Here is a 15338-nt window from a genome sequence, read left to right on the forward strand (position 1 = left end):
TTTACGCCTTTCTACAGCTCGAACGCGGTCAGGTGGATCTGGCGGCGGGGCACGCCTGCCGCCCGCAGCGCGGCGACCGCCTCGTCGACCAGGCCGCCGGGACCGCACAGATAGACGTCGCGGCGGGTCAGGTCGGGCACCAGGCGGCGCAGGCCCTCGGGGTTCATCACCTGGCGGGGGCCGGGGTCGTCGCGGCGGCCGACGACGTACCAGACGGACGTCTGCCGGGCCTGCGCGAGCCAGTCCAGCTCCTGGTGCAGCAGCACGTCGGCCGGGGTACGCGCGCGGTAGATCAGCGCCGCGCCGGGCGGCAGTTCCTCGAGCATCGCCCGCAGCGGCGCGATGCCGCTGCCCCCGGCGATGAGCAGCGCCCGTTCCCGGGTGCGGTGCGCGGCGGTGAACGTGCCCGAGGGGCCCTGCGCCCAGACCCGGGTGCCGGGCGTGAGGTCGCGCAGTTCGGCGGTGTACCCGCCGACGACCTTGACGGTGATCCGCAGCCAGCGGTCGTTGGCGGCGGCGGAGACGGAGAACGGGTGCGACTGCCACCAGCAGCCGGGGTTGAGGAACCGCCAGCGGAAGAACTGCCCGCCGAGCAGGTCGATCTGGTTGAGCCGCTGCCCGGTCAGGTAGACCGAGACGGTGTCCGGGCTCTCCGCCACCACGTCGGCGACGCGCAACCGGTGCCGCAGGTTGAACACCAGCGGCGCGAGCACCCGGCCCCACACCAGCGCGGCCACGACCAGCAGGTACGCGGCGATCCAGCCGGTACGCACCGGGCCGGACTCGTAGAGCTGCGCGCCGTTGCTGAACTGGTGCGCGTAGCCGAGCAGCAGCGTGAGGTAGCTCGCGGCGTGCAGCAGCCGCCACAGCTCGTACGGCAGGCGGCGCCGCACGGCGCGTACCGCGGTGAACGCGACAGCGACCAGGATGCCCGCGGCGGCGAACGCGGAGACCATGTCCTCGTAGTCGGTCAGCAGCGCGCCGACCTCGCCGAGCACCGTCCTGCGTTCCTGACGGGAGTAGCCGACCACCACCAGCGACATGTGCGCGAGCACCGCCACCAGCAGCGTCGCGCCGAGATCCCGGTGCAGCCGGGAGATCCGCTCGCCGCCCAGCGCGCGTTCCAGCACGCCCAGCCGGCTCATCATCAGCACCTGCACCAGCAGCAGGTAGCCGGCGATCAGCCCGGTGATCCGGCCACCGGCGGTGAGCAGGTCGGCGGTGTCGGCGAGCGATCCGGCCGGGGTGTCCAGCCACCACGGCACGACCGCGGCGACCAGGCCCAGCCAGAAGGCCACCGCCAGCGCACGCCGGCCGCCGGGGCCGCGGCGCGGACGACCCGTGGGTACGGGGGCAGCCGGATGGCCGCCGTACGGGGCGAAGTGCCCGGTACGGCGGCCGGCGGCGCGGGTGTCCTGGTACGTCACGCGTAGATCTTGACCGGGGTGAACTTCTGCCGGGGGAAGACCTTGTCCACCTCAGCGGCGGTCAGGCCGAATCGGCCCTGCGCGACGGACCCGTAGACGTTGAACATGTTGTTGTATTCCGGCACGTCGCCGCTGTCCAGCTTGTCCAGTCCGTTCCAGGTGCCGAGCAGCGAACCGGCGAGCTTGCGGCCGGACAGCACGGTGACCACGCCGCCGTGCCCGTGGTCGGTGCCGCCACCGTTCGAGCCGACCCGCCGGCCGAACTCGCTGGACACCATGATGGTCACGTCGGCCGCCCGGTCGCCCAGGTCGGTGAAGAACGCGGCCATGGCGTTCGCCAGCTCGTTGAGCCGCCGCCAGAGCTGGCCACCCTCGCGGGTGCCCTGGTTCTCGTGGGTGTCGTAACCGCCCATGCCGACGGTGGCGACCCGCACGTTCGCGCCGCCCTTGATGAGCTGGGCGAGCTGCTTGAACGCGTTCCCGACGCCCTGGTACTCGACGCCTTCGGCGGCGGCGTACGGCTTGGCGGCGAGCTTCTGCGCGGTGGCCAGCGCGCCCATGCCCTCCTGCACCGCCTCCTCGACCGGGTGGTTGATGCCGGTGAACAGGCCGCGGATGGCCTTCTCGGTGGCCGCCCGGTACTTGTCGTCGCCGTTGAGCCGCAGGTCGCCGACGCTGTTGAGGGAGATCGCGCCGTTCACGCCGACCAGCGAGCGGGGCAGCGTGCTGCCGATGCCGACGCTGCGGAACGCGGTGCCCTTGCCGAGCGAGTCGACCAGACTGTCCAGCCAGCCCCGGCCACCGGTCTCACCGGGCAGGCCGCCCAGGTTGCAGGCGTCGGCGGCCTGGAAGTGGCTGCGGGACAGCCGCGGGTCGGACACGGCCGGCACGAAGCCGAGCTGCCCGGCCTTGAGCCACTTGTCCAGCGGCGCGAACGCGCTGGTGAGCTTGAAGCCGCGGGCCAGCGCCAGCGAGTCCTCACCGAGCAGCAGTTCGGGGCGGGCCTTGGCGAGCACCGGGTCGTTCGCCGGTGCGACCAGGCTCAGCCCGTCCAGGCCGCCGTAGAGGAAGACGTGGATCAGCGTGCCGGTCTTGGTCGCGGCGAACGACGCCGAGGTGGTGACGAACTGGGCGGTCGCCAGCGCGGTGGCGGTCGCGGCGGCACCGGCGACGAAGGTACGCCGGGTGACGCCCCGGCCGTCCTGCTGCGCCTCCTCGATCTCCTCCAGCCGGCGGTACCGGTCGGCCTCGGCCGCGTTCTCGGCCGCGACGATGTCCGCCTCGGCGCGCAGCAGCGCCTCGGCCGGGTTGTCCGCGAGCCGCCGCAGGTCGGGGCATTCGGGGTGCAGGGGGTACGGGTTCACGGTCATCTCCATCGAATGCCTCACCGGAGGTGGTGCTGGGGGGACGCGAGGATCGTCCGCGCGACAGCGGCGATGGCCCCGTTGAAGGTGGCGTCGACCTTGGCGCTCTCGGCCACGCCGGCCACGGCTAGCACGAGCGACTTCTCCTTGGCGCTGAGCTTCTGCTGCACCAGCCGCTGGGCCAGCGCGTCCACGTACGCCCCGGCGGTGGACGGCGGCTTCGCCACTAGCTTCTCCGGCTTGACGAAGGTGAACTGCTTGCGCCGGCCGGCGATCAGGTCGCCCGCCTCGTTCCAGCCGTCGATCATGGTGCCGGCCGAGGTCCAGGCCAGGTAGACGTCGGCGTAGCCGTCCGGGGTGGGCTTGCCCATCGGGTACTGGCCGAGTTCGCGCATCTTGTCCTGGATCTGCCGCAGGCCCTGCGCGAACGGGGTGCGCCGCTGGTCGCCGGAGAATCCGGGGGCCGCGTCCGGCGAGACGCCGAGCGCCCGGTACGTGGCGACCAGGTACTCCATCGGGCGGCGTACCTTCTGGCCGACCGCGGCCCAGAACTCCGACGAGCTGAACAGCGTCGCCAGCACCGGGCGGATCTGACCCTTGTTCGTGGTGTACGCCTTGGCGAGCCGGTCCACCACGGACTTCGGCGGGGTGTCGGAGACGAACCGGGTGGCGAGGTTCTGTGCCACGTACCGCGCGGTCGACGGGTGCGTCGCGATGTAGCGGATGTACGAGTCGATGACCTTGTCGGCGGCCACCGGATCGTCGGAGTTGTTGGCGTGGCTGAACCCGAGGATCTGCACCTTGCCGAGGTAGTGCCGCTCGGCGAAGAACTTGTACTTGCCGTCGGCGACACCGCGTCCGGTCTGGAGCAGCGCGGCCTGGCGGACGTCCTTCTCGGTGTAGCCGCCGTCGACGCCGACCGAGTACAGCTCCAGGTTCTCCCGGGCCAGGTTCTCGTTGACCGCGTTCTTACGGGAGTCGACCTGGTTCAGGTAGAGCAGCAGCGCCGGGTGCTTGTTCGCGGCGACGAGCATCTCCGGGTAGCTGCCGAGCGCGTGTTTGCGGATGACGTCCCGGTCGAACGCATTGCGGTAGTTCTCCCCGCCGTCGAAGTCGGCGGCGACGTGCAGGAAGTCGTTCCAGAAGTCGACCATCACCTCGAACAGCTGCCGGTCGGACCAGATCTGCCGGGCGATGGTCGCGTCCACCGTCTCCCGGGCCGGGTCGACGCGCTTTTCCTTGAGCTGCTCACGCTGGTCGCGCAGCTGCGTCGGGCTGAGCTTGAGCGACTGCAGCTCGGCCAGCTTCAGCTCGGCCCTGGTCGGGGTGATCTTCTCCGGCTGGAGCTGCTCGCGCAGCCAGTCGTCGATGCCGACGCGCTTGACCTCGGCCATCATCTCCGACGTCGGACCGAAGGTGGTCCGGCTCAGCAGGTGCCGGATCGGATCCTTGGCGAGGACCGTCTTCACCGTCACCTTGGTCGCCGCGGCGGCCTCGGCCGGGCTGCCGTAGAGCTGGCCGCCGGACGGCGCGTTGCGCTTGAGCGCCTCACCGGCCCGGGAGCCCATGTAGCTCTCGTTCTGCTCGGTGTAGGTCCGTACCGTGCTCGGCTGCTGGCCGCTGGGCCGGGCGGCGCTGCCGTCGGTGGTCACGGTGCCGGTGGCGTCACCGGCCGGCGCGTCACCGAACAGGCCGCGCACCTGCGGGGACATCGCCAGGGCGGCGCCACCGGCGACCACCACGGCGCCGCCGAGGGTGGCGAGCGCCCGGCGGCGGCCCCGCTTCGGGGCCTCGTCGCCGTCGTCGTCCAGGTCGGGCAGTCCACCGCCGGGCGGCGGGCCGTACCCGCCGGCAGGCTGGGCGTACCCGCCGGCCTGGGGGTAGCCGCCGGGCTGGGCGTAGCCGCCGGGCTGGGGGTAACCGGCGGGGGCGGGCGCGGCGGGGGCGAAGCCGTTCGGCCCGACCCACTGCGGCCCCGCGGCGGGCTGGGCACCGGCGTACGGCGCGGCGTGCGGGTCGCGGTACCCGTCCGGATGGGGGTGCTGGTATCCGTCCCAGCCGCGGTCGTCCCGGGGGCGACGCGGTGGCACGTTCAGGTCGGCCATGTACCTATCCCGTTTTCTTCGAGCGCCGGCACGCCTGCCACCCGGGGGGTCGGGTGTCGCAGGGGCGGCGACGGTTGCCGGAGAGTTGCCTACGGAAATTAGCCATGCGGTCCCGGCAGCTCAAGGCACGCCGGAGGCGCTCGTACGCGCACTTAAGACGGTGCTCAGGCCCGCCGGGGCGGACCCGTCGCGGCGGCGGGGGCACGGCGGCCTCCGGAGCAGGGCCGACCCGGGCGCGCACCGCCCGAACGCGAGGTTCCGCACCCCGGCCACGCCGCCGGGGGCATTCGTCGCCTCACCGAAACTTAAGGTACGGATAAGCCTGCGCTGAGAACCTCGTTCCGCCTGTCCGGTCCCCCGAAACAGCAGCAGCGGCGGCGCGTGACCGCCCTCCGATCCGGGTATGCCGCCGAACCGCTGAAGCCGTGAGGGGAAGGCACCGCCATGCTCAGCCAAGAGGATCAGCGCAGGTTCGAACAGATCACCCGTCATCTGCGGGAGAGTGATCCACGCTTCTTCGCCAGGTTGGACAGCCGGATCAAGGGCCGCCGGGGCCGGTACATGATGCTGTTGACGATAGTGCTGTGGGCCTCGCTGCCGGCGATGACAGTGCTCGTCGGGCGGCTGGCCGGGGCGATCTGCGCGGTGGTGCTCGTCGCCAACGCCGCGGTGATGTGGCGCTTCCGCCGCCGCTTGCTCTGAAGGAAGGGCCCCTTCTTAACGCATTCGGTAGAGGAAGGGCCCCTTCTTAACGCTCGGCCTCGCCGCTGCTGGACTCCCTGGGGGACGCGGCTTCGCCGCTGCTGGACTCCCTGGGGGACGCGGCTTCGCCGCGACCGAACTCCCGGTACGCCCGGCGCAGCCGTTCGGCCAGGCCCGGCCCGCCGACCGCGGCCCCGGGTGGGCCGAGCTGACGCAGCAGCAGCTCCGGGCCGGTGGCGAGCGTGGGCGGCCGGTCCGGCAGCGCCACCGGGGCCAGCCAGAACCGGTCCAGCTCGGCGTCCGGCTCGACCGCCCGCAACCCGGCCAGGGCCCGCGCCGCGCCGACCACCGGCACACCGTTCGTCGCGTTTCCGGCCAGCTCCGGCCCGGCGTTCACAGCCGACTCCGGACCGCCGCGCGCAGCCGGCTCCGGCGCACCGCCCGGGTGGGCGCCGCGCAGCGTACGCAGCCGGTCGAGCAGATCGGCACGGGACCGGCCGCGCCAGTGCAGCAGGTGGAACGGGTCGGCGTCGAACGCCTCGGCGAGCAGATAGAACGTGGCCGCCAGGTGTTTGCACGGCACCGCGAAGTCGGGGCAGCCGCAGCTCTGGTCCAGCTCGCCGATCGCGGCGGGGAACAGCGGCGCGCCCGTCTCGGCGAACAGCTCCTCCAGTTCGGCCGGCAGGTCACCGGCGAGCAGCCGGGCACTGAAGAACGCCTGCCCGGCCAGCTCGGCCTCGATCCGCCGCCACGTCTTCTCCGGGTACGCGGCCAGCCCGATCCGTACCGGGTAGGGCCGCGGCCGGGAGCCCTGCACCTCGGCGGTGACCGTCCCGGGTGTCACGTCCAGCCGGAGCACCTGCCCCCGCCGCGCGTACGCCCGGCCGCGGGTGAGCCGGGAGCCCAGCGCGAACGACTCCAGCACCTCCACGAACCGCCGGGACCACCAGGACTGCCCGATCGCGCCCCGGGTGCTGCGCGCCCGCAGGCCGCCCTCGACGCGTACCGGCGGCCCGTAGTCGTCGAAACCGGGGCTCACTCGACCACCGCCCCGGATTCCAGCCGGAACAGGTCGCGCAGCGTGTCGGTGGACAGCTCGGTGACCCACTGCTCGCCGCTGCCCACCACCGACCGGGCCAGGCTGCGCTTGTCCGCGATCATCGCGGCCACCTTCTCCTCGACCGTGCCGGCGCAGACGAACTTGCGGACCTGCACGCGGCGGCGCTGTCCGATGCGGAACGCCCGGTCGGTGGCCTGGTCCTCGACGGCCGGGTTCCACCACCGGTCCACGTGCACCACGTGGTTGGCGGCGGTCAGGGTGAGCCCGGTGCCGCCGGCCTTGAGCGACAGGACGAACAGCGGCGGCCCCTGCGGCGACTGGAACCGGGTCACCATGGCGTCCCGTTCGGCCTTGCCGACGCCGCCGTGCAACAGCAGCACCTCCCGGCCGGTACGCGCCGACAGGTGCCCGCGCAGCATGCCGCCGAACTCGGCGTACTGGGTGAACAGCAGCGCCTTCTCCCCCGCCGCGAGCACCTCGTCGACGATTTCGTCGAGGCGTTCCAGCTTGCCGGACCGGCCGCCCAGGGTGGAGCCGTCGTGCAGCAGCTGGGCGGGATGGTTGCAGACCTGCTTGAGCCGGGTCATGGTGGCCAGCACCAGCCCGCGCCGCTCGATCCCGTCGCTGGACTCGATCTTCGCCATCATGTCGTCGACCACGGCCCGGTAGAGCGCGGCCTGCTCGGCGGTGAGGTTGCAGACCACCTCCATCTCCAGCTTCTCCGGCAGATCGGTGATGATCGACGGGTCGGTCTTGAGGCGGCGCAGCACGAACGGGCCGGTGATCCGGCGCAGCCGCTCGGCCACCTCGGCGTCGCCGTGCCGTTCGATCGGTTCGGCGAAGCGCTTGCGGAACGTCGCGGCCGGTCCGAGCAGCCCCGGGTTCGCGAACTGCATGATCGACCAGAGGTCGGCGAGCCGGTTCTCCACCGGCGTACCGGTGACCGCGACCCGGTGCCGCGCGGGCAGCGACCGGACCGCCTCGGCCTGCCGGGTCGCGGCGTTCTTGATCGCCTGCGCCTCGTCCACCACCACCCGGTGCCAGTCGACGCCGGCGAGCTCGAACGCGTCCCGGGCCGCCACCGAGTACGTGGTGAGCACCAGGTCCGCCTCCTGCACGGCGGCGGCGAAGCCCTCGCCCCGGGCGCGTTCGGCGCCGTGGTGCACGTGCAGCCGCAGCCCGGGCGCGAACTTCGCCGCCTCCCGCTGCCAGTTGCCGACGAGCGACATCGGACAGACCAGCAGTGTGGGGCCGGCCTCCGGCGGGTCACCGGCGAGCAGCGCGAGCAGTTGCACGGTCTTGCCCAGGCCCATGTCGTCGGCGAGGATCCCGCCGAGCCCGAGCGACTGGAGGAACGCCAGCCAGGCCAGCCCGCGCCGCTGGTACGGCCGCAGCGTCCCGGTGAAGCCCGGCGGCGGGTCGGCCGGGGTGAGCCGCCGCTCGGCCTCACCGGCCAGCAGCTCGCCCAGCGCGCCGTCGGCGACCACGTCCAGCACCGGCAGTTCACCGGCCCGGTCGTCACCGGACAGTCCCATCCGGAGCAAATCTGCCACCGTCAGCTCGCCGGAGGACCGCAGCAGTTTCAGCCCGGCCTCCAGCCGCTGCGGGTCCAGCTCGACCCACCGGCCGCGCAGCCGGACCAGCGGCGACTTCAGGTCGGCCAGCGACGCCAGTTCCTCGGCGGTCAGCGGCTGGTCGCCGAGCGCCAGCTCCCAGCGGTAGTCGACGAGCGCGTCCAGGCCCAGCTTCCCGGCGGTGGTGGCGACCGCGCCCGGCGCGGTGCGGCTGCGCGCCCGCAACCGCGCGCCCAGCCGGGACGAGGATCGCCGCCACCACGACGGGAGCAGCACCCCGAACCCGGCCGCGTGCAGCACCGGCGCGCCCTCGCGCAGGAACCGGTGCGCGCCGTCGGCGTCCAGTTCCATGCCTTCGGGCGCGGCGGTACGCAGCGCGGCGTCCACCTCGGGCCACAGCCGGCTGGCCCGGCCCAGCTCGGCCAGGAGCGTCTCCTGTGGCTCCACGCCCCGGGCGGCGAGCGCGGGCGCGGGCCGCTGCCAGATGTGCGCGGCGTCCACCACGAGCCCCGGCTCGTCGGCCGGGTGCAGGCCGAACTCGACCCGCCAGGCGGCGTCCTCGACCAGCTCGGCGACCGGGTCGACGGCCGGTTCGACGAGGCGGAACGTGGCCCGTACCGCACCGCCGGCGGCGTCGCGCTGCCAGGCGTCCAGTTCCTCGCGCAGCGTCGCCAGTGCGGCCGGCTCGGCCGGGAAGGCGCGTTGCGGTCCGGTGAGCGCGGCCAGCCAGCGCGGCACCGCACCGACCGGGCGCATCCCCCGGTGCAGCCGGGTGTCGGCCAGCGCCACCCGGGCGGCGGCGTCGACGAGCCCGTCCAGCGCGTCCGCGACCAGCTCACCGGCCCCGATGTCGTCGGCCCGCCCGGCCCACGCGTCGTCCGCCGGACCGCTCGCCCCGCCGCGGTCCCCGCTGCCCCGGACGGCCCCTCCCGGCGAGCGCCCGCCGCCGCCCGGGGCATTCCAAGCCTCCGGTCGCCATTCGCGGCCGGCGCGGGCGGCCGGTGGCAACGCCATCGCCAGGTCACGCGTCCAGGTCGCGTCGGTGCCGGTGAGCAGTGGCCGCCAGAGCGCCCACCCGGTCGCCACGTCGTCCGCCCCCACGGCCCGCAACCGCCGCCCGGACCCCGCGACGCCCGAGGCCGCCGGCACCCGCACCGCCGGGGTCCGGCGGCCGGTCGCGGCCGACCCGCCGTCGGACAGACCACCGGGGTACGCCTCCAGCGCGACCGGCAGCAGCCGGCCGCGGACGACCAGGTCGGCGGCGAAGTCGGCCAGCTCGCACAGGTGACGCAGGCTCGCCCCGACCGCACCCGGCACGGGCGCGCGCAGCAGCGCGTACGCGGCGTCCGGGGCGTACGCCAGGGCGGGCGCCCGCCACCCGGCGCGGGTGACCGGGCCGCGGACCGGTTCCCCGACGGTGGCCCGAACCAGTTCCGGCGAGTCAAGCGGCGAGCCGGCCCGGGTCGGCAGGTCCAGCAGGACGGAGACCGGTTCGCCCGGCACGCCGTCGAGCGCGGCGGCGAGCGCGACGTGGCCGGCGGCGAACGGGTGCGGGCGCTCACGCGGGACGCGGCCGGGGCGGCGGGGCGCGCGGGCCGGAAGCGTGCTGTCCTCGGCCCACAGGGCGAGCCCGGCGCCGGGCAGCCACAACCCGTGGATGACCAGCACTGCTCCCCCTCGCCGACGCCGGGGCCGAAGGCGGCGCCCGGGGAGTCAGGATAGGCCGCCGGACGCCGCTATCGTCGGCGCCATGGTCGACCTTCTCGTGATCGGCGGGCTCGGTGTGGACGTCCGCGCCCGGGTGCCCGCCCTGCCACCGCCCGTGGCCGACTCGCTGCTGGTGCCGCCGATCGACCTGCGGATCGGCAACACCGGCTCCGGGGTGGCGCTGGCCGCGCACGCGCTCGGCCTGCGGGTGGCGCTCGTCGACGTGCTGGGCGCCGACGCGGCCGGGGACGTGGTGCGGGCGGCGCTGGCGCGTACCTCGATCCGGACCACGCTCGCCGACGCACCGACCGGTACCCGCCGCTCGGTGAACCTGGTCGATCCGGCGGGGCGGCGGATGTCGCTACACGATCCGCGTCCGTGGTCGGGGCCGGCGCCCTTCGGCGAGGCGGAGCTGGCCGCTCTCGTCGCCGAGGCGACCCACGTCCACTTGTCGATCATGGATTGGGCCCGGGACTCGCTGGGGGTGCTGCGCGACGCCACGTCGGTCTCCACCGACCTGCACGACTGGGACGGCGAGAACGACTACCACCGTCCGTTCGCCCGGATCGCCGACCTGGTCTTCGTGAGCGACACGCGGCTCGGCGAGCGGGCCGCGAAGGAGGCCGCCGAGCTGGCGCCGCGCACGGTGCTGGTCACCGGCGGGGCGGCGGGCGCGACGCTGCACACGCCCGGCGTGCCGCCGACGCACGTGCCCGCCGCCACCCCACCGGGGCCGGTGGTGGACACCAACGGCGCCGGGGACGCGTTCGCGGCCGGGGTGATCGCCGCCCGGCTGCGCGGCGCGGGCGTCCTCGACGCGGCCCGGTACGCCGCCCGGGTGGCGGCCGCCGCTTGCACCCACGACGGGATGGAGTATCCGGACGGGCTGCTGCCCCGCGAGTGACCGGTCAGATCGCGCCGGTCTCGCCGTCGGTCAGCTCGCGCAGGATGTCGGCGTGCCCGGCGTGCCGGGCGGTCTCCTCGATCAGGTGCACCAGCACCCAGCGCAGCGACACCTCGCCGAGCTGCGGGTGCGGCACCACGTGGTCGAGGTCGAACCGGGCGGCGACCCGGCGGGATTCGTCGCAGGCCGCCTCGTACGCGGCGACGAGCGACTCGACGGTGTCGCCGGCGCCCAGCGCGAAGCTGGCGTCGGCGTCGTCCTGTGAGGTGACGTAGACGTCGCCCGGCTCCGGGGCGAACAGGCAGCGGAACCAGTTCCCCTCGACCACCGTCAGGTGCTTGAGCAGCCCGGCCAGGGTGGTCAGCGAGGGCACCAGGCGCCGGGCGGCGTCGGCGTCGGTCAGGCCGCGCGTCTTACGCAGCACTGTGGCCCGGTGGAAGTCGAGGAACGCGTCGAGGATCGCCCGTTCGTCGCCCGTGCGGGCGAGGACCGGACCGAGTGCCGGATCGATCGTCGGGTGCGCCATCCCCGGACCCTAGTACGCGGTGTGTCCGGTCCGCCGCCCCGCGTGATCCTCCTGCGCGGGCGGGCCGGCCGGGGCAGGATGGGCCCATGGCTTCCACGGTGCAGATCCCTCTGGTGGGCGGCGCGGCCGACGGCGAGACCGTCATGGTCGAGCTGGACAGCAACGGCCGCCCGCCGCTGACCCATCACCACCTCGGGTCGAAGGGCCTCGCGGAGGCGCAGATCTACGAGCTGGAGTCGGACGACCAGCCGGGCCGGGAGTGGGTCTACTCCTGGCGCGGCCCGGCGGTCTGACGGCCTGGCTCACACCGCCGACGTCAGCGTGCGGGCCCGGATGCTGTCCAGCACGCTGCGGGTCACCTGCGAGGTGCCGCGTGCCTGCTCGCAGACCTCCGCCACCCGGCGCGCGGTCTCGTCGGCGCGGGCCGCCCGCTCGTCCCACAACCGGTCCACCTCGGCCAGCAACGGGCCCTCCACCTCCCGTTCCACGCCGCGCAGCGCCGGCACACCGAGCCGTTGGGCCAGGTCGAAGACCTTTCCGGCGTACGGCAGCGGCAGGAACGGCGTGCCCATCATGGCCGCGAAGATCAGGAAGTGCAGCCGCATGCCGACCGCGAGGTCGAAGTGGCGCATGAGCCCGAGGATCTGGGCCGGACGGTAGTCGCCGTGCAGGATCCGGCCCCGGTCGGCGGCGGTCATGTGCGACAGCACGCCGTGGGAGTGCCGGATGTCGTCGCGCTCCATGGGCACGAACAGCACGTACGCGTCGATCCGGTGCACCAGGAAGTCACTGATCTGGGCGAGCAGGCGATGGTAGCCGTCCACGTCGAGCCGTTCGGCGGCCCGGCCCGGCTCGCGCACGCTGAGCCCGACCAGCCGGGAGCCGGCCGGTACGCCCTCCTCGCGCAGCCACTGCTGGGGGAACTCCTCCGGTTCGAGCAGGAACGCCGGGTCGGCGGTCACGGTGATCGGGTTCACCAGGCCGGCCTCCTCCAGCACCATCCGCGACTCCTGGTCGCGGACCGTCACCTCGACGGCCTGCGCCAGCGTCTCGCGCACCATGCCGCTGTCCAGCGTGTCGGTGAGCGGACCGACCCCGACCGCGTACGTGATCAGCGGCAGCCCTCGCTCCTGGGCGACCCGGACCACCCGCAGGTAGCGCCGGGCCTCCTTGTCGTAGAGGATCCCGCCGCCGCCGAGGATGAGCAGGTCGAGTTGGTTGAGCACCGGGGACGAGTCGACCCGGCTGACGCCCTCCCACGGCACCGCCTCGACCTCGGGGTGGGCCAGCGCGGTGTGCGCCGGGTTGCGGGAGAACACGATGATCCGGGCGTTGGGCTCGTGCCGCCGCAGATCGTCCAGCAGGCCCGTGAGGATCGCCTCGTCGCCGAGGTTGCGACCGCCGTAGGAGCCGAGCACGCCGATGGTCAGTCCGGTGCGTTCCCTCATCCGTTGCTCCTTCCCAGGGGCGTCCGCGCCAGCGTTCCCGCTGGCCGCCCCGGGTTAACGCGCGGCGAGGAGGCTCAACCGGCGGCGTCGCCGACCAGACGGGAGACGAGGTCCGAGACCACCTGATCGGTGTCGAACCCGGCGTCGATGGAGGTGGTGAGCAGGTCGAGCAGGAGCCCGTCGACGGCGTAGTGCAGCAGCGCCACCTCGTACGCCCCGCCCGGCAGTCCGGCGGCGGTGTGGTGGGCGACGTCGTCGGCGTACCCCCGGCGCAGCACGCCGCCGAGTGCGGCCCGCAGCTCCGGGCGGCGCGCGGCCTCCAGCCGCAGCTCGAACAGCGCCCGGGTGAGGCCCGGCTCGCGGGTGGTGCGCGCGACGATGTCGCGCAGGTAGTCGGTCATCAGCGCGAGTGACGGCTCGCGGCGGCCGAGGTCGGCCAGCACGGCCGGGTCGGGCGCGATCCGGTCGAAGATCCGTTCGGCCAGGCCGGCGAGCAGCGCCGCGCGGGACGGGAAGTAGTTCGAGGTGGTGCCGGTGGGCACCCCCGCCTCGGCGTCGACCGCGCGGTGGGTCAGCCCCCGCGCGCCCGCGTCGGCGAGCACCCGCAGCCCGGCGTCGGCGAGCAGGGTACGGCGTTCCGGATTCCTGGCCACGCGAACACACTAGCAACAACCACGACAGGTGTTGTACATTCGCTGCCGAACCACGACAGCCGTCGTGGATCACCTCGGACATCGGAGCCGGTTTGCGCAAGCTCGTGTACTTCGTCGCCAGCACCCTCGACGGCTTCATCGCCGCACCCGACGGGACGTTCGACTTCCTCCCGCTGACACCCGACCTGGCGCCCCACCTGGTGGCCGAGTGGCCCCAGACGCTGCCCACGTTCGCCCACGCCCAGCTCGGCGTCGACTCCCCGCCCACCGGCCGCTTCGACACCGTGCTGATGGGCCGCGGCAGCTACGCCCCGGGCCTGAAGCTCGGCGTCACCAGCCCGTACGCCCACCTGGAGCAGTACGTGTTCAGCCGCTCCCTGCCGCCGGCCGACTACCCGGACGTGCACGTCGTCGACGGCGACCCGGTGGCCCTCGTCCGCGAGCTGAAGACCCGGCCCGGGCGCGACATCTGGCTCTGCGGCGGCGGGCAGCTCGCCGGTCAGCTCCTCGACGAGATCGACGAGCTGGTGGTCAAGCTCAACCCGGTGGTCGTCGGCAGCGGCATCAAGCTCATCGACAGCGGCTTCGACCCGCGGCGGCTCACGCTCACCTCCGCGCGCCCGTTCGACGCCGGGGTGGTCGTCCTGAGCTACACGCGCAACGGCTAACCCGGTTGCCCCGGCGGCGGGCGTCACGCACCGTGGGACCGTGACGAAGACCCGGCTGCACTGGCACGAGCTGCCCGCACACGTGCGCGACGGCGTCGAGGGCGTCCTCGGCGACCGGGTGGTGGCGGCGATGTCACAGCCGGGCGGCTTCTCCCCCGGCACCGCCGACCGCGTCCGTACCGCCGGTGGTGGCCGGGCCTTCGTCAAGGCGGTCAGCCCGGCGCAGAACGACCGCAGCCCCGGCCTGCACCGCGCCGAGGCCCGCATCGCCGCCACCCTGCCGCCGGACACGCCCGCGCCCCGGCTGCTCGGCAGCTACGACGACGGCCACTGGATCGCGCTCGTCTTCGCCGACGTCGAGGGCCGGCATCCGGCCACCCCGTGGCGGGCCGACGAGCTGACCGCCGTGCTGTCCACGCTGGAGACGATGGCCGCCGCGCTCACCCCGGCACCCGCCGACGCGACCACACCCACCGCCGCGGAACACCTCGCCCACGACTTCGGCGGCTGGCGGCGCCTCGCCGCCGACCCGCCGGGCGGCCTCGACCCGTGGGCCCGGTCCCACCTGCCCGAGCTGTGCGCCGCTGCCGACCGGGGACTGGCCGCGCTGGACGGCGACACGCTCTGCCACATCGACGTGCGTGCCGACAACCTGCTGGTCGGCCCGGACGGATCGGTCACCGTCGTCGACTGGCCGTGGGCGTGTCGCGGCCCGGCCTGGCTGGACACGCTGCTCACCGTCGTCAACGTGCAGGTGTACGGCGGACACGACCCGGACGCGCTGCTGGCCGCCCGGACACTGACCGCCGATGTCAACCCGGCCGACCTGACCGGTGTGCTGGCCGGCCTCACCGGGTTCTTCCTCGACGGCGCCCGCCAGCCCCCACCACCCGGCATCCCGACCGTGCGCGCGTTCCAGCGCCTCCAGGGCACTTCCCTGCTCCCCTGGCTGACCCACCGCCTCAAGACCTGACCCACCGTCGCCCCGCCCTCACCCCGCCCGCCCTGCTCGGCCCCGCCCGGCCCGGCTCGGCCCGGCTCGGCCCGGCTCGGCTCGGCCCGGCTCGGCTCGGCCCGGCTCGGCCCGGCTCGGCTCGGCGATCTTGCGGTTTCGGCCCCTGGCATGCCCCCTTTGCGCGCTTTGTCAGGGCCGGAAGTGCAAGATCAACGCACTCAGGAGGGCTGGACGCGCAGCGGTGC

General features: G+C 74.0%; 12 protein-coding genes and 1 pseudogene. 5 read left to right on the plus strand and 8 right to left on the minus strand.

Features of this window, described 5'->3' with window-relative positions:
• Window positions 1-11: 11 nt before the first annotated feature.
• Genes C569_RS0117425 through C569_RS0117435 form a run of 3 tightly spaced genes read right to left on the minus strand, consistent with a single transcriptional unit; the run spans window position 12 to window position 4896 of the window.
• A complete protein-coding gene (locus tag C569_RS0117425; protein ID WP_018787062.1) occupies window positions 12-1427 on the minus strand; it encodes a ferric reductase-like transmembrane domain-containing protein in 1416 nt (471 codons plus the stop codon).
• The gene (locus tag C569_RS0117430) at window positions 1424-2797 is read right to left on the minus strand and encodes a DUF1501 domain-containing protein (protein ID WP_231394825.1); all 1374 of its coding nucleotides are present in this window, start codon (window positions 2795-2797) and stop codon (window positions 1424-1426) included. The genes C569_RS0117425 and C569_RS0117430 overlap by 4 nt, the downstream gene beginning before the upstream one ends.
• A gap of 14 nt (window positions 2798-2811) precedes the next feature.
• Window positions 2812-4896, minus strand: coding sequence for a DUF1800 domain-containing protein (locus C569_RS0117435; protein ID WP_018787064.1), 2085 nt, complete (start codon window positions 4894-4896; stop codon window positions 2812-2814).
• Window positions 4897-5340: 444 nt separating this feature from the next.
• On the opposite strand from C569_RS0117435, the gene C569_RS0117440 reads away from it, so the two are divergent.
• A complete protein-coding gene (locus tag C569_RS0117440) occupies window positions 5341-5598 on the plus strand; it encodes a DUF3040 domain-containing protein (protein ID WP_018787065.1) in 258 nt (85 codons plus the stop codon).
• A 46-nt stretch (window positions 5599-5644) separates the two neighbouring features.
• On the opposite strand, the gene C569_RS0117445 is transcribed toward C569_RS0117440, so the two are convergent.
• Both C569_RS0117445 and C569_RS0117450 read right to left on the minus strand, forming a co-directional pair.
• The gene (locus C569_RS0117445) at window positions 5645-6637 is read right to left on the minus strand and encodes an SWIM zinc finger family protein (protein WP_018787066.1); all 993 of its coding nucleotides are present in this window, start codon (window positions 6635-6637) and stop codon (window positions 5645-5647) included.
• A pseudogene (locus tag C569_RS0117450) lies at window positions 6634-9306 on the minus strand (DEAD/DEAH box helicase); the annotation flags it as partial. The pseudogene C569_RS0117450 and the gene C569_RS0117445, both read right to left, overlap by 4 nt.
• 676 nt (window positions 9307-9982) lie before the next feature.
• On the opposite strand from C569_RS0117450, the gene C569_RS0117455 reads away from it, so the two are divergent.
• Complete coding sequence (locus C569_RS0117455) at window positions 9983-10843, plus strand: carbohydrate kinase family protein (RefSeq protein WP_018787068.1); 861 nt, start codon at window positions 9983-9985, stop codon at window positions 10841-10843.
• Between the two features lie 4 nt (window positions 10844-10847).
• Here the strand turns inward: C569_RS0117455 and C569_RS0117460 are convergent, their stop codons facing one another.
• Window positions 10848-11369 (minus strand): DinB family protein, encoded by a 522-nt coding sequence (locus C569_RS0117460; protein ID WP_018787069.1) that lies wholly within the window; start codon window positions 11367-11369, stop codon window positions 10848-10850.
• A gap of 86 nt (window positions 11370-11455) precedes the next feature.
• Between C569_RS0117460 and C569_RS0117465 the strand changes: the two genes are divergently transcribed.
• Window positions 11456-11662 carry a hypothetical protein gene (locus C569_RS0117465; RefSeq protein ID WP_018787070.1) on the plus strand — a complete coding sequence of 69 codons (207 nt, stop codon included), beginning with the start codon at window positions 11456-11458 and terminating at the stop codon, window positions 11660-11662.
• Window positions 11663-11671: 9 nt separating this feature from the next.
• Here the strand turns inward: C569_RS0117465 and C569_RS0117470 are convergent, their stop codons facing one another.
• Both C569_RS0117470 and C569_RS0117475 read right to left on the minus strand, forming a co-directional pair.
• Window positions 11672-12817, minus strand: coding sequence for a polysaccharide pyruvyl transferase family protein (locus tag C569_RS0117470; RefSeq protein WP_018787071.1), 1146 nt, complete (start codon window positions 12815-12817; stop codon window positions 11672-11674).
• 74 nt (window positions 12818-12891) lie between these two features.
• Complete coding sequence (locus C569_RS0117475; protein WP_018787072.1) at window positions 12892-13470, minus strand: TetR/AcrR family transcriptional regulator; 579 nt, start codon at window positions 13468-13470, stop codon at window positions 12892-12894.
• 92 nt (window positions 13471-13562) lie between these two features.
• Here C569_RS0117475 and C569_RS0117480 point away from each other — a divergent pair, with 92 nt between their 5' ends.
• The gene (locus tag C569_RS0117480) at window positions 13563-14138 is read left to right on the plus strand and encodes a dihydrofolate reductase family protein (RefSeq protein ID WP_018787073.1); all 576 of its coding nucleotides are present in this window, start codon (window positions 13563-13565) and stop codon (window positions 14136-14138) included.
• Window positions 14139-14178: 40 nt separating this feature from the next.
• Window positions 14179-15111 carry a phosphotransferase family protein gene (locus tag C569_RS0117485; protein WP_018787074.1) on the plus strand — a complete coding sequence of 311 codons (933 nt, stop codon included), beginning with the start codon at window positions 14179-14181 and terminating at the stop codon, window positions 15109-15111.
• Window positions 15112-15338: the final 227 nt, after the last annotated feature.

Origin of the sequence: Micromonospora sp. CNB394, assembly GCF_000374985.1 — a bacterium.
GTDB lineage: Bacteria > Actinomycetota > Actinomycetes > Mycobacteriales > Micromonosporaceae > Micromonospora > Micromonospora marina.

Coding starts and splice junctions, on each gene's coding strand:
- C569_RS0117430 (WP_231394825.1), bottom strand. CDS start 2,797: ATGACCGTGAACCCGTACCCCCTGCACCCCGAATGCCCCGACCTGCGG.
- C569_RS0117435 (WP_018787064.1), bottom strand. CDS start 4,896: ATGGCCGACCTGAACGTGCCACCGCGTCGCCCCCGGGACGACCGCGGC.
- C569_RS0117440 (WP_018787065.1), top strand. CDS start 5,341: ATGCTCAGCCAAGAGGATCAGCGCAGGTTCGAACAGATCACCCGTCAT.
- C569_RS0117455 (WP_018787068.1), top strand. CDS start 9,983: ATGGTCGACCTTCTCGTGATCGGCGGGCTCGGTGTGGACGTCCGCGCC.
- C569_RS0117460 (WP_018787069.1), bottom strand. CDS start 11,369: ATGGCGCACCCGACGATCGATCCGGCACTCGGTCCGGTCCTCGCCCGC.
- C569_RS0117465 (WP_018787070.1), top strand. CDS start 11,456: ATGGCTTCCACGGTGCAGATCCCTCTGGTGGGCGGCGCGGCCGACGGC.
- C569_RS0117470 (WP_018787071.1), bottom strand. CDS start 12,817: ATGAGGGAACGCACCGGACTGACCATCGGCGTGCTCGGCTCCTACGGC.